The sequence below is a fragment of the Lentzea albida genome (assembly GCF_900111005.1).
Taxonomy (GTDB): domain Bacteria; phylum Actinomycetota; class Actinomycetes; order Mycobacteriales; family Pseudonocardiaceae; genus Lentzea; species Lentzea albida.
The window spans coordinates 251,287-263,713 of sequence record NZ_FOFV01000014.1 but is presented as its reverse complement, the minus strand read 5'-3'; the positions used below and the strand labels follow the sequence as shown (position 1 = coordinate 263,713).

Annotated in this window: 13 protein-coding genes; 6 read left to right on the top strand and 7 right to left on the bottom strand. The window is 68.3% G+C overall.

Annotation, left to right across the window (positions count from 1 at the left end; genetic code table 11):
* Positions 1–118 precede the first annotated feature (118 nt).
* The gene (locus BMY74_RS30935) at positions 119–1,117 is read left to right on the top strand and encodes an IS481 family transposase (RefSeq protein WP_143091745.1); all 999 of its coding nucleotides are present in this window, start codon (positions 119–121) and stop codon (positions 1,115–1,117) included.
* On the opposite strand, the gene BMY74_RS30930 is transcribed toward BMY74_RS30935, so the two are convergent.
* A complete protein-coding gene (locus tag BMY74_RS30930; RefSeq protein ID WP_089922007.1) occupies positions 1,114–1,740 on the bottom strand; it encodes a TetR/AcrR family transcriptional regulator C-terminal domain-containing protein in 627 nt (208 codons plus the stop codon). The genes BMY74_RS30935 and BMY74_RS30930 overlap by 4 nt on opposite strands.
* Before the next feature lie 68 nt (positions 1,741–1,808).
* On the opposite strand from BMY74_RS30930, the gene BMY74_RS30925 reads away from it, so the two are divergent.
* A complete protein-coding gene (locus BMY74_RS30925; protein ID WP_089922006.1) occupies positions 1,809–2,249 on the top strand; it encodes an ester cyclase in 441 nt (146 codons plus the stop codon).
* On the opposite strand, the gene BMY74_RS30920 is transcribed toward BMY74_RS30925, so the two are convergent.
* The 5 genes from BMY74_RS30920 to BMY74_RS30900 form a co-directional block, all read right to left on the bottom strand.
* The gene (locus BMY74_RS30920) at positions 2,246–3,145 is read right to left on the bottom strand and encodes an asparaginase (RefSeq protein ID WP_089922005.1); all 900 of its coding nucleotides are present in this window, start codon (positions 3,143–3,145) and stop codon (positions 2,246–2,248) included. The two genes, BMY74_RS30925 and BMY74_RS30920, sit on opposite strands and share 4 nt — an antisense overlap.
* Entirely contained in the window at positions 3,126–3,893 is a 768-nt protein-coding gene (locus BMY74_RS30915) for an amino acid ABC transporter permease (protein WP_089922004.1), read from the bottom strand. Before BMY74_RS30915 ends, BMY74_RS30920 begins: the two co-directional genes overlap by 20 nt.
* Positions 3,893–4,507 carry an amino acid ABC transporter permease gene (locus BMY74_RS30910; RefSeq protein ID WP_089922003.1) on the bottom strand — a complete coding sequence of 205 codons (615 nt, stop codon included), beginning with the start codon at positions 4,505–4,507 and terminating at the stop codon, positions 3,893–3,895. The genes BMY74_RS30915 and BMY74_RS30910 overlap by 1 nt, the downstream gene beginning before the upstream one ends.
* Positions 4,504–5,382, bottom strand: coding sequence for a glutamate ABC transporter substrate-binding protein (locus BMY74_RS30905; RefSeq protein WP_089922002.1), 879 nt, complete (start codon positions 5,380–5,382; stop codon positions 4,504–4,506). The genes BMY74_RS30910 and BMY74_RS30905 overlap by 4 nt, the downstream gene beginning before the upstream one ends.
* 110 nt (positions 5,383–5,492) lie before the next feature.
* Positions 5,493–5,699: a cold-shock protein gene (locus BMY74_RS30900; RefSeq protein WP_030468404.1), complete on the bottom strand. Its 207-nt coding sequence runs from the start codon at positions 5,697–5,699 to the stop codon at positions 5,493–5,495.
* Between the two features lie 363 nt (positions 5,700–6,062).
* Between BMY74_RS30900 and BMY74_RS30895 the strand changes: the two genes are divergently transcribed.
* Entirely contained in the window at positions 6,063–6,815 is a 753-nt protein-coding gene (locus tag BMY74_RS30895) for a hypothetical protein (protein WP_089922001.1), read from the top strand.
* Positions 6,816–6,831: 16 nt separating this feature from the next.
* On the opposite strand, the gene BMY74_RS30890 is transcribed toward BMY74_RS30895, so the two are convergent.
* Complete coding sequence (locus BMY74_RS30890) at positions 6,832–7,914, bottom strand: sugar ABC transporter substrate-binding protein (protein WP_342718250.1); 1,083 nt, start codon at positions 7,912–7,914, stop codon at positions 6,832–6,834.
* Positions 7,915–8,158: 244 nt separating this feature from the next.
* Here BMY74_RS30890 and BMY74_RS30885 point away from each other — a divergent pair, with 244 nt between their 5' ends.
* The 3 genes from BMY74_RS30885 (at position 8,159) to BMY74_RS30875 (ending at position 12,265) form a co-directional block, all read left to right on the top strand.
* On the top strand, positions 8,159–9,862 hold the full coding sequence (locus BMY74_RS30885; protein ID WP_089921999.1) for a S8 family serine peptidase: 1,704 nt from the start codon (positions 8,159–8,161) through the stop codon (positions 9,860–9,862).
* A 171-nt stretch (positions 9,863–10,033) separates the two neighbouring features.
* Positions 10,034–10,750, top strand: a complete 717-nt coding sequence (locus BMY74_RS30880; protein WP_089921998.1) for a MerR family transcriptional regulator — start codon at positions 10,034–10,036, stop codon at positions 10,748–10,750.
* A gap of 54 nt (positions 10,751–10,804) precedes the next feature.
* The gene (locus tag BMY74_RS30875) at positions 10,805–12,265 is read left to right on the top strand and encodes an alpha/beta hydrolase (RefSeq protein WP_089921997.1); all 1,461 of its coding nucleotides are present in this window, start codon (positions 10,805–10,807) and stop codon (positions 12,263–12,265) included.
* Positions 12,266–12,427 lie beyond the last annotated feature (162 nt).

Below are 12,427 nucleotides of genomic sequence, written 5' to 3'. Positions count from 1 at the left end.
CTAGGTGTGATGTCCAGGGACGTTGTTCCGGATGTGATGGCCTGTCGTGAAGACAGGTGAAGGCCTCCGGGTGTGAAGTGGAACTGCTGAGGAACCGCTTCACGGCCTGGAGGCCTTCGTGTCCCACCCTAACGCGACGCTGACCCCACGCACCCGGTTACGACTGGCACGTCTGATCGTCGAACAGAACTGGCGCCCGGCCGAGGCGGCGAAGATGTTCATGGTCGCCGAGAGAACCGCCCGGAAATGGGCCCAGCGCTACCGCGACGAAGGCCCGGCGGGCATGACCGACCGGAGTTCCCGCCCGCACCACAGCCCGGCCCGCACCACCGAACCTGTCGTGCGGCGAATCGTGACCCTGCGATGGAGGCATCGGCTGGGACCGGTCCAGATCGCGGGCCAGCCCGGAATCGCGGCCTCGACCGTGCACGCCGTCCTGGTCCGCTGCCGAATCAACCGCCTGTCCCACATCGACCGCGTCACCGCCGAACCGTTACGCCGCTACGAACACCCGCATCCCGGTTCGCTGATCCACGTCGACGTCACCAAGTTCGGCAACATCCCCGACGGCGGCGGACACCGCTTCGTCGGCCGCCAGCAAGGCAAACGCAACCGCGAGGCCACCGCCACCCGCACCGGCCGGCGCCACGCCCACTACCGGCCCGCCGTCGGCACCGCGGTCCTGCACACCGTGATCGACGACCACTCCCGCGTCGCCTACGCCGAAATCCACACCGACGAAACCGCGGCCACGGCCATCGCGGTCCTAAGACGAGCCGTCGCCTGGTTCACCGACCGCGGAGTGACCGTCGAGCGAGTCCTGTCCGACAACGGCGCCTGCTACAAGTCCCACGCCTGGCGAGACGCCTGCACCGAACTCGGCATCCGGCACAAACGCACGCGTCCTTACCGGCCCCAGACCAACGGCAAGATCGAACGCTTCCACCGCACACTCGCCGACGGCTGGGCCTACGCACGCCACTACACCTCAGAAACCCAACGCCGAACCGCCCTACCCGGCTGGATCCATTTCTACAATCACCACCGAGCCCACTCCGCCCCCGCAGGCCAGCCACCCATCACCCGGCTGACCAACCTCCCCGGACATCACACCTAGGACTGGTAGCGCTCCAACGCCGCGATCATGAGTTCGAGCCCGAACTCGAACTCGTGATCGTGGTCGTAGGTCCCCAGCTCGTCCATCACCTCCGCGGACAGCGGGAACGCCGACACGTCGACGTCGGAGTACGGCGACAACGCGATCCCGCCGAGCTCCGGCGACGTCGCGACCTCCCGCATCAACGTACCGAGCAGGTACGACACCATCGCCCGCATCATCCCGACGGCGATCTCGCCCCGGAACCCCGCGCGGTCGAAGTTCACCAACGCCGCCTCGATCGTCCGGAACCCCGCCTCGCTGCTCAGCCGCCGCGTCGCCAGCATCACGAACGCGCGGGGGTGCCGGCGGGCCAGTTCCCGCACCGCACGGGCGTGCGCCCGGATGTGGTCACGCCAGTCGTCGCTGTCCACGTGGTACGGACGCGCCTCGGCCATGATCCGCTCGGCCGCGAGGTCGACCAGCACGGCCTTGTTCGGCACGTGGTTGTACAACGACATCGTGCCCGCGCCCAGCTCGGCCGCGAGGCGCCGCATCGAGACGGCCTCGACGCCTTCTCGCTCGATCAACCGCACCGCCGCATCCACGATGCGGGTGCGGGTCAGCGGTTCACGGGACGACACTGGCGAAGACCCCGTGACGTGGAGTAGCTTCCCTGCGACGTACGGCGTACGTAGGAGGGTCGGCCGGAATGACCGAGTCCAAGGCGCTCAGAGCGCTGCGTGAAGCGATCGTCTTGGAGCACATGGAGTCGCAGAACGAGCACGACTTCGACACCTCTCTGAACACGTTTCCGCACCCCCGTTACGAGATCATGGCGTCCGGCCAGGTCTTCGAAGGCGTGGACGCCGTGCGCGGCTACTGGCAGCGCACCCGCGCGGCGTTCCCCGACCAGCGCAACAAGGTCATGGACGTCCACCACGCGGACGACGCCGTGATCCTCGAGTTCGAGCTGGAGGGCACCCACCTCGGCAGCCTCACCGGCGAAGAGGTCACCGGACGGTCGTTCAAGGTGAGGATGGTCGGTTTCTTCCTGTTCGACAAGGACGTCCTCACCTGTCAGCGCGTCTACGGCGACACGGCGACCGTGATGGCCCAGCTCGGCCTGCTCGACGTCCCCGAGAAGTTCTAGATCACCACCCGGACCTCTCCGACGACCTGCCCGCCGCCGAGCACGGGCACCGAGAGCAGCTCCTTCGCGGGCGACACGTCGTACCCCATCGCCGCCAGCGCGGTCAGCCCCACGGCCGTGGTGGCGCGGGGGTTCCCGTCGAGCACCTTCACCGCGACGGCGTGCCCGGCGGCGGACGCAAGCACCAGCACGCCCTCAGCGCCACCCTTCGCCACGACCCCCGGCAACCGCTGCATGACCAGGGTGTTCACGTGCCCGGTCCCGCCGACGTACTCGGGGAACTCCCGCATGGCCTCGGCCACCGGAGTGCGCACCAACCCCTGCATCGCGCGCGCCAGGCCGTGCAACGACAACCCGTACACGGGGGCACCACAGCCGTCGATCGCCGTGTGCGCAACGGACTCAAAGGACAAATCCTCCACCGTGCGCATCACCGCCTGCTGCAACGGATGCGAAACCTCCAGATAGGTCTCCACGGGCCACCCCGCCGCCACACACGCCGCCAGCATCGCCGCGTGTTTGCCGGAACAGTTCATCCGCACCCGAGACGGCTTCTCGAGCCGTGCACGCGTCTCCTCGTCCTCAGGCCAGGAGGCAGGGCACCGCAACGAGTCCGGGGACAGCCCGCCGAGCAGCCGCGACACCACCTCGACGTGCCGGTCCTCCCCCGTGTGCGACCCGGCCGCGATCGCCAGGCCGGGCCCGGCCAACGGGGCGCCCGCCGACAGGCACGCCAGCGCCTGGAACGGTTTCATGCACGACCGCGGCAGCACCACGTCCCGCACGGAGCCGAGGGAGACGCCCACCTCACCGGACGGCAGCAGGCCGACGACGCTGCCGTGGTGCAGGCTCTCGACGAACCCCGACCGGGTCACCTCAGCGAGCAGTGCGGGCACGGGCGGCCTCCAGCCGGTGGGCCAGCCTGGACAGCCCCAGGTTGACCACGAGGTAGACGAACGCGACGACGATGAAGGTCTGGATCAGCAGACCGTTGTAGTTGGCGAGCACACGGCCGTTGAACAACAACTCCGTGTAGGACACGACATACCCCAGCGAGGTGTCCTTCAACAGGCTCACGGCCTGAGTGACGAGCAACGGCGTCATGTGCCGCACGGCCTGTGGCAGCACCACGAACCGCGTCACCACCCCGTCCGGCATCCCGAGCGACAACCCGGCCTCGCGCTGACCCGGATCGACCGACGAGACACCGGCCCGGAAGATCACCGCGTAGGACGCCGCGTGCGACAGCGCCAGCGGCACCACGAGCTTCCAGAACAGCGGCAGGTTCACACCGAACGACGGCAGCACGAACAGCATCACGTACACGAGCAGCAGCACCGGGACTGTGCGCATGACCTCGGCGTAGGCACGGGTGAACCGGTTGGGCCGCAACGCGAGCACCAGCCCTCCCGCCGCCGCGAGCACGCCCGTCGCACACGCCGCCAGCACCGTCGACCCCAGACCGTCCAGCAGGTAACGCCACACGGGCCAGGTCAGGTAGGGCCTCCACCGCGCGGGGTCCAGCTGCCCGTTCAGCGCGAACTGCCGCAACCCCAGCGCCACCAGCCCGGCCAGCACCGAGGCGGACACCGCGGAGACCCAGAAGACCCTGCGGCGGGACCGGGGGCCGGGAGCGTCGAACATCAGGCCAGCCGCCGTTCCAGCGCACGGGCCCCGAACCCGATCCCGGCCGCCATCACCAGGTAGCAGAGCCCGACACCGGTGAAGACCAGCAACGGCTGCGCGAGCTCCAGGTTGATCCGTTGCGCCGCACGGGTCATGTCCACCACGCCGACCACACCGGCCAGCGCAGTGGCCATCGTCAACGCGATCGCGATGTTCGCCAGCGGCTGCACGACGCGCCGCGAGGCCTGGGGCAGGACCACGTGCCGCAACGACTGCCGCAACGACAGCCCCAGCGCCCGCGCGGCCTCGCCCTGACCGGACGCCACCGAGTTCACGCCCGAGCGCAGCGCCTCCGCCACGAAAGCCGCCTCGTACAGCGAGATCGCCAGGAAAGCGGTCCAGAACAACGGCATCGTCACGCCCACCTCGGGCAGCCCGAACACGAACAGCACCAGCCACGCGAGCAGCGGGATGTTCCGCCACACCTCGACGTAGACGGCTCCGATGGCCCTCAACAGGGGCACGGGCACGATCCTCAGCACGGCTACGAGCAGGCCGACCAGCAACGCGCCGCAGAACGACAGCAGGGTCAGCGCCACGGTGTTCAGAAAGCCTTCGAGGACGAGGCTCATGAGGCGATCGCGGGTGGCGCCGGCGCGTCGCCGGTGACCACGGTGCCGATCGTCTGCTTCCAGACCTCCTGCCAGAGGCCGGACTCACCGATCTCGCGCAGCCAGTCGTTGACGAACGCCGTGAACTCGGCGTCGCCGTGCCTGATCCCGATGCCGTACAGGTCCTCGGTGAACGGCTCGCCGACGAGCTGCAGCTCGCCGTCCTTCGACGCGTCGGCCACCAGGATCGCCTGGTCCTGCACGTAGGCCTCGCCGCGGCCCTGCTTCAACGCCGTCACGCACTCGGGGTCGGAGCCGAACTCGACGACCTCCGCGGTGGGCGCCGCGTCCCGCACCGCCTTCACACCCGGCGTGTTCGCGCCGACGATGACGGTCCTGCCGACGAGGTCGGCGGGTTTCGCGATGCCGGACGTGCCCTTGCGGACCGCGATCGACTGTCCGGACCGGTAATAGGGCCCGGCGAACGACACGCGCTCCTGGCGAGCCGGCGTGATCGTGTAGGTCTGGATGATCACGTCGACCGTGCCGTTGGCCAGCAACGGTTCGCGCGTCTCGGAGGTCGCGGTGAGCAGCTCCGTCGAGGGCTTGCCGACGACGTAGTGCGCGAGCAGCTTGCCGAGGTAGGCGTCGAAGCCGGTGAGCTCACCGCTGATCGGGTCGAGCTGCGAGAGCAGCGGGGCGTCCTGGGAGCCGCCGATGAGCAGCTCGCCGCGCTTCCTGATGCGGTCGACGGCCGAACCAGGAGTGACCTCACCTGCGTAAACAGGGGCTTTGGCCAGCAGCGCGTCGATCTTGCCCGCGCCGGGAACGGCCTCGGTACCGCCGGAGCACCCGGCCACGAAGAGCAACAGAGCGGCTACGAACAGTCTCCCCATGCGCCGAAGCTACTGATCGTGTTCGGCCCGGCACAAGACGCACCGAAGCCGTCTGTCCGATACAGGACAGACGGCTTCGGTGTCAGATCAGATGTGCTGACCAGTCAGACTCAGACGGCGCGAACGCCCTGGGCCTGCGGGCCCTTCTGGCCCTGACCGATCTCGAACTCGACCCGCTGGTTCTCCTCGAGAGCCTTGTAGCCGTTCATCTGGATCTCGGAGTAGTGGACGAACACGTCGGCGCCACCGTTGTCGGGGGAGATGAAGCCGAAGCCCTTCTCCGCGTTGAACCACTTGACGGTGCCCTGTACTGCCATCTTGCTACTTCTCCTCTAACAGGTGCCGGATCGCGCTCGCGACCACCGGGTCAAGTCGAAGCAGCGTGAACTCCGGAACCTGGAGAACCCGCACACTCGCGACCTCGTTCCGCGAGCGGGGTGATTCCACGAACACGAAACGTACGACCGAAGACAGTCAACCACGGCTCCCCGCCCTCAGTCGAGCCATCGATTTCGCTGCTGCCGTGAGATCCCGAACGCCCCGCGGAAGGGCCGCGGCGAGGGGCCGTGGTCAACGAGTCCACGGGCGACGTTCACGGCACCCCGTACCAGATCGGCCACGTGCACAACATGAACCCGCGGGACGGCCGGTAACCTGGAGGGTCGTAAACCCAGGGGGCCGTGGCTTTGACCGGCAGCGAACGACTGCTCTTCTTCTTCATCGGCTTGGTGACCACGTTCGTGTTCATCCGCATCAGCGTGCGCATGATCAGGGCGAAGGTGCGCTGGTGGCCGGGCAACATCGTGGCCGGCGACACGCACGTGCACCACGTCGTGTTCGGCACGGTGCTGCTGCTCCTGTCGAGCGTCACGAGCCTCGTCATCCCGGACGACCTGCACGGCGCGCGGCTGGCCGCCGCGGCCGGGCTCGGGGTGGGCGCGGCGCTCGTGCTGGACGAGTTCGCGCTGATCCTGCACCTGAGGGACGTGTACTGGACCAAGGCGGGCCGGCTGTCCGTCGACGCCGTGTTCCTCGCCGTGGGTCTCACCGGGACGTTCCTGCTGGGCGCACGCCCGTTCGGCTACGACGAGGTGCTCTCGCTCAACCCGGACACCACCCCCGCGTCCACGTTCACGCTCCGGGTGATCACCATCGGCGTGAACCTGTGCTTCGCGATAGTGGCGCTGCTCAAGGGCAAGATCTGGACCGGTCTGCTGGGCCTGCTGGTACCGGTGGTGCCCGCCGTGGGCGCCGTGCGGCTGGCCAGGCCCGGCTCACCGTGGGCGCGCTGGCGCTACCCGGAGGGCTCGCGCAAGCTGAGCCGCGCCTACCGCCGGGAGGCGCGAATCCGGCAGCCGATCATCCGGGCGAAGATCGCCGTGCAGGAGTTCATCTCGGGGCGTCACGACCTGCCTGATCAAGACAGGCCGTGACGGGTCCGAGCGTCGGCTAACCGCCGACGATGTCCTGCTGGGCGCAGACCGGGGCGAGCTCACCGGCGCACAGCTCCGCCGGCTTGACGATGCCCTCCGTGACCAGCGTCCGGACGGTGTCCTTCTTGATGAGCGTCGCGCCGAGCAGCACCGACTTGATGTCGCGCCGCGCGACGGGGTCCCTGAGGTTGCCGGTGGCGAGGTCGTCGGCACCCTCGAGGTCTCCGCGGGCGATGGCGATCGCCAGCCTGGCGGCGGCCTCGGCCTCGTCGCGCACCGGCTTGTAGACGGTGACGCACTGGTCGCCGCCGAGCACGGCCCGCAGACCGTCCACAGTGGCGTCCTGGCCGGTGACCGGGACCCTGATGCCCTTCTTCTTGAGCACGCCGATGACCGCGCCCGCGAGACCGTCGTTGGCCGCGACGACGCCGTCGACCTTGCCGCCGTTCTCGGTGAGGATCTGCTCGAACAGCTTGCCGCCGAGCTCGTTGTTCCAGTCGGCGACCGGCTGCGTCTTCACGAGCTTCAGCGAACCGCTGTCGTACTTCGGCGCGAGCCTCGACTTCTGGCCCTGGGCGAAGAGCGTGGCGTTGTGGTCCGTCGGCGCGCCCTGGATCTCGATGATCTGGGCACCCGGCTTCTCACCGAGGCAGCCGAGCAGGCCGTCCGCCTGCAGCTGGCCGACGTTCACGCTGTCGAAACCGACGTGGTACTCCGCCTGGCCGCCGAGCGTCACGCGGTCGTAGTCGATGACCGGGATGCCCGCGGCCTTCGCCTTCTTCTGCACCGCGAGCCCGCCCGCCGCCGACAACGGGGTGATCATCATGACCTTCACCTTGCGGCGGATCATCTCGTCGGCGATCTGCGCGAACTTCGCCTCGTCGCCCTCGGCGTTCTCCATGAACGGTTCGATGTCCGCGTAGTTGAACGCCTGTGTGAGCAGGGGGCGGTCTTGCTCTTCCCAACGCGCGGATGTCGTTCGGTCGGGAAGGATTACCCCGACGATTGGTTTGGGACCGCGCGTAGGCAGCGTCGGAGAGCCCTGACCAGCATCACCACAAGCAGTCAGGAGAAAGAGCAGGCACGCCGACGATGCCATTACCCGTCTTCGCATAAACGCGGAGTTCAGTCCTTGAATCTTGTTAAGTCAAGATTTCTTCTCATAACATCACGCTCCGCTTCCGTTCGGCTACAGTTCGATTCCGTACGAAAGGCGCTGATGCAGGGCGCTTTTTCGTGTCAGTGTGTCGGACTTGGGCGGCGAACGGGGGCCGTTCCGTGTTGTTGGATCCAGCCCTGACCGGGTGTGAGGAGACAGCTAGGTGAGAACGCGCAGAACCGTGATGGCGGTGGCGGCAACGGTGTCGCTGATCGCGGCGGGCACATCGGCGGCGGGGGCCGCTCCGGCCTCCACGGGGCCGACCACGGAGTACACCGTCCTCCTGGAGGAACCCGGAAACCGCGACTTCGCGATCGACGCCGTGGAGGCGGCGGGTGGCGAGGTCGTGCGGAGCAACGACGCCGTCGGCCTGCTGACGGTCAAGGCGCCCGCGACCGGCTTCGCGGAGAAGGTCTCCGCTTCGAGCGCGATCGTCGGTGCCGCTCGGTCCAAGCCGATCGGGCACGCGCCCGCGGCGAAGAAGGCCGAGAAGACCAAGCGCGACAACGTCGAGAAGGAGAACAAGGGCGAGAAGCCGAACAAGGCTCCCGCCCAGCAGGGGTCGACCGCCGGCATGGACCCGCTCGACGGGGACCTGTGGGGCCTGAACCTCGTCCGCTCCAACATCGCGCGGGCCAAGCAGGCCGGCGACAAGCGCGTGTACGTCGGAATCCTCGACACCGGTGTGGACGGTTCCCACCCGGACATCGCGCCGAACTTCAACAACGAGCTCTCGCGCAACTTCACCGTCGACATCCCGAACGACTCCGACGGTGGCGAGTTCGACGGCCCGTGTGAGTTCCGCGGTTGCGTCGACCCGGCCAACTGGGACGACGGCGGCCACGGCACGCACGTGGCCGGCACCATCGGCGCCGCTGCCAACGGCTTCGGCATCTCCGGTGTCGCACCGGGCGTGTCACTGGTCAACATCCGCGGCGGCCAGGACGCGGGCTCGTTCTTCCTGACGCCCGTCGTCGACGCGCTCACCTACGGCGCCGACATCGGCCTGGACGTCATCAACATGTCGTTCTACGTCGACCCCTGGTACATGAACTGCGCCAACGACCCCACGGCCTCGGCCGAGGAGCAGCTGGAGCAGCGCACGATCATCGCGACCGTGCAGCGCGCGCTGAACTACGCGCACCGCAAGGGCGTCACGCTGATCGGTGCCGGTGGCAACAACCACGAGGACCTGGGCAAGCCGCGCCAGGACACCGTGAGCCCGAACTACCCGCCGGGCCACAACCGTCCGCGGCCGGTCGACAACGCGACCTGCCTCAACCTGCCGACCGAGGGAAACCACGTCATCTCCGTGTCGTCCCTCGGCCCGTCGACCAACAAGGCCGACTACTCGAACTACGGCGTCGAGCAGACCGCGCTCTCGGCTCCCGGTGGTTACTTCCGCGACTACTTCGGCACGCCGTGGTACCGCACCAACGAGAACATGATCCTGTCGACCTACCCGCGCAACGTCGCTCTCGCCGAAGGCGCGATCGACGAGGCCGGCAACATCACCGACATCGGCCTCGGCGCCGGTGTCAAGAAGGCCGTGCAGGGCGACAAGGTCGGCTACTACCAGTACCTGCAGGGCACCTCGATGGCCGCCCCGCACGCCGCTGGTGTCGCCGCGCTGGTCGTCAGCGAGTACGGCAAGAAGGACAAGAAGAATCCCGGTCTGACCCTCGACCCGGACAAGGTCGAGAAGGTCCTCTACAAGACCGCGATCCAGCGCGCCTGCCCGAACCCGCGCACTGTCTCGTACGTCAACGTGGGCCGCACGCCGGAGTTCGACGCCACCTGTGAGGGTGACGCGAAGTTCAACGGCTTCTACGGTCACGGCATCGTGGACGCCTACGGCGCTGTCACCCGCGGGAAGCAGTTCCTGTAACCCCTGCTCGACGACGAAGGCCCCCGGTGTCTTGCCGGGGGCCTTTCTCGTGCGACGAAAGTGGACTGCCGCGACCACCTTCGTCTGAACTGTTCCGGCGTGCCTTGACCGTGCCGTAGCGGCATGGTTTCCACTGATCGTCGTCAGGGCGGAACGAGAACGGGAGGCGTCGTGGGGTGGAGCACCAGCCAGCTGGCCGACCTCGCCGGCACGACGTTGCGCACGATCCGGCACTACCACGACGTGGGACTGCTGGCCGAGCCCGAACGCAGGGCCAACGGCTACAAGAGCTACGGCGTGCCACACCTGGTGCGGGTGCTCAGGATCAAGCGGCTCACCGACCTCGGGCTGTCGCTCGCGCAGATCGCGGACCTCGGTGACTCCGACGAACACCCGCGCGAGGCGTTGCGGGAGCTCGACGCCGAGTTGGAGGCGCAGATCGAACGCCTGCAACGGGTGCGGGCCGAGCTCGCGCTGGTCCTGCGCCAGGAGACGCCGACCGATCTGCCGCCGGACGTGGCGGTGATGATCGAGGACGCGGACCTCTCACCGCAGGACCGCTCGTTCACGGTCGTGCTGGCCCAGCTGCTCTCACCGGAGACGCTGGTGAAGTACGCCGAGACGCTGAAGGACTACTCGCGGGATCCGGCGGTCATCGAGTTCGACCACCTGCCGGAGGACGCGGACGAGCAGACTCGGCAGCGCCTGGCCGAACGCATGCGCGCCATGCCCTACATGGCCGAGATGCGTGCGGCGTTTCCTGATCCGGCCGGTTTGTGGAGCGACGCGCCCCGCGGCGTGGAGCACGCGAGGCGAACGGTCGTGAAGGTCATGGTCGAGCTCTACAACAAGGCCCAGCTGGACGTTCTCGTCCGCATGAACGGCTGACATCTCATTGGTCTGGCGTGCCGAGGGGGCACGTCGTCGGGGAGGAATTTGCTAATGCGAAAAACGTTGTCTCTGGCCGCGGTCGTGACCGCCGCCGCAGCCCTGGTGGCGGTGCCGGGGGTGTCGTCCGCCGCCACGCCGAAGCCCGAGGTGCAGTGGGTCACCTGCCCCACCGACGTGGGACTGCCGGGCCTGGAATGCGGGAAGCTCCAGCTGCCGCTCGACTACCGCAAGCCGCAGGGGCGCAAGACCGAGGTGATGATCACCCGCCTGGCGAGCAAGAACCCCGCGCAGCGCAAGGGGATCCTGCTGACGAACCCCGGCGGGCCGAGCGAGGGTCTGACGTTCCCGGCCGTGCTGAAGGCGGTGGGACTGCCGCAGAGCGTGCTGGATTCGTACGACGTCATCGGCATGGACCCGCGGGGCATCGGCTACAGCTCACCGTCCACGTGCGACATGACCGAGGAGCAGATGGCGGACGGCAGCGTGCCTCCGTACGCCAACAACTCCGCGGAGGTGCGCCAGCGCGCCGCCGAGGTGAAGAAGATCGCCGAGCAGTGCCTGAAGTCGTCCTCGGCGGACGAACTGCCGTACAACACGACCGCGAACATCGCGCGTGACATGGACTCGGTGCGGGCGGCACTGGGCGAGAAGAAGGCCTCCTTCCTCGGGTACTCCTACGGCTCGTACCTGGGTTCGGTGTTCGCCACGCTGTTCCCGAAGACATCCGACCGCGTCGTGATCGACAGCAACCTGCCGCCGGGCGGCTGGGACGTCGAGGGCGGCCGGCTGATGGGCCGCGGCGTCGAGGACACGTTCCCCGACTTCGCGAAGTGGGCGGCGGCGCACCCCGAGTACGGCCTCGGCACCACGCCGCAGCAGGTGCGCGCCAAGTTCTTCGACCTGGCCGCGCGCCTGGACGAGAAGCCCTCGGTCGAGGGCATCGACGGCAGGCTGTTCCGCTTCCTGAACTTCACCGGCCTCTACGCCACCGGCGACGCGGCGTTCGCGAAGCTCGCCGCCTCCTGGAAGGCGTTCGACACCGGTCAGCCGCAGCCGCCGCAGGAGTACCCGGAGGTCCCCCGCGTCCAGGCCCTGCTGGCGGGCCGCCTGAACGTGATGTGCGGTGACTCGGCCTGGCCGTCGTCGGTCCGCACCTACGAGCGCAACGTGGAGATCGACCGCCTCCGCCACCCGATGTTCGGCGCGGGCGCCGCGAACATCCAGCCGTGCGCGTTCTTCCCGAAGCCGGTGGAGAAGCAGGTCCTGCCGTCCGACCGCGGCCCGCGCAACGTCCTGCTGGTGCAGAACGAACGCGACCCCGCGACGCCGCTGGCCGGCGCCCAGTCGACGCGCCGCGCGTTCGGCGACAGGGCCGCGATGATCACCATCGACCAGGGCGGCCACGGCGCCTACGTGTTCGGCAAGAACACGTGCGCCAACGACAAGGTCACCGAGTACCTGCTCGGCGGCCGGCGGCCGAACGACACGAAGTGCGCGGCCCAGACCGGCTGACGCACGACAGGCCGGCTCGCCTCGGGGCGAGCCGGCCTCGTTTCGTCCACAATGGACCGAGGCGACATGCCCCGGAATGCACCGCCTGGCAACAATTGTCCGTTTCGCGAATTAGTAAAGACCCTTGCCAATAAAGGTCTGCACCCCTTACCGTGGCATTCA

Bases quoted from the DNA above. Each gene is read 5' to 3' on its own strand.
- BMY74_RS30885 (WP_089921999.1), top strand. From the start codon at position 8,159: ATGGCGGTGGCGGCAACGGTGTCGCTGATCGCGGCGGGCACATCGGCG.
- BMY74_RS30875 (WP_089921997.1), top strand. From the start codon at position 10,805: ATGCGAAAAACGTTGTCTCTGGCCGCGGTCGTGACCGCCGCCGCAGCC.
- BMY74_RS30910 (WP_089922003.1), bottom strand. From the start codon at position 4,507: ATGAGCCTCGTCCTCGAAGGCTTTCTGAACACCGTGGCGCTGACCCTG.
- BMY74_RS30915 (WP_089922004.1), bottom strand. From the start codon at position 3,893: ATGTTCGACGCTCCCGGCCCCCGGTCCCGCCGCAGGGTCTTCTGGGTC.
- BMY74_RS30905 (WP_089922002.1), bottom strand. From the start codon at position 5,382: ATGGGGAGACTGTTCGTAGCCGCTCTGTTGCTCTTCGTGGCCGGGTGC.
- BMY74_RS30890 (WP_342718250.1), bottom strand. From the start codon at position 7,914: ATGGCATCGTCGGCGTGCCTGCTCTTTCTCCTGACTGCTTGTGGTGAT.
- BMY74_RS30900 (WP_030468404.1), bottom strand. From the start codon at position 5,699: ATGGCAGTACAGGGCACCGTCAAGTGGTTCAACGCGGAGAAGGGCTTC.
- BMY74_RS30925 (WP_089922006.1), top strand. From the start codon at position 1,809: ATGACCGAGTCCAAGGCGCTCAGAGCGCTGCGTGAAGCGATCGTCTTG.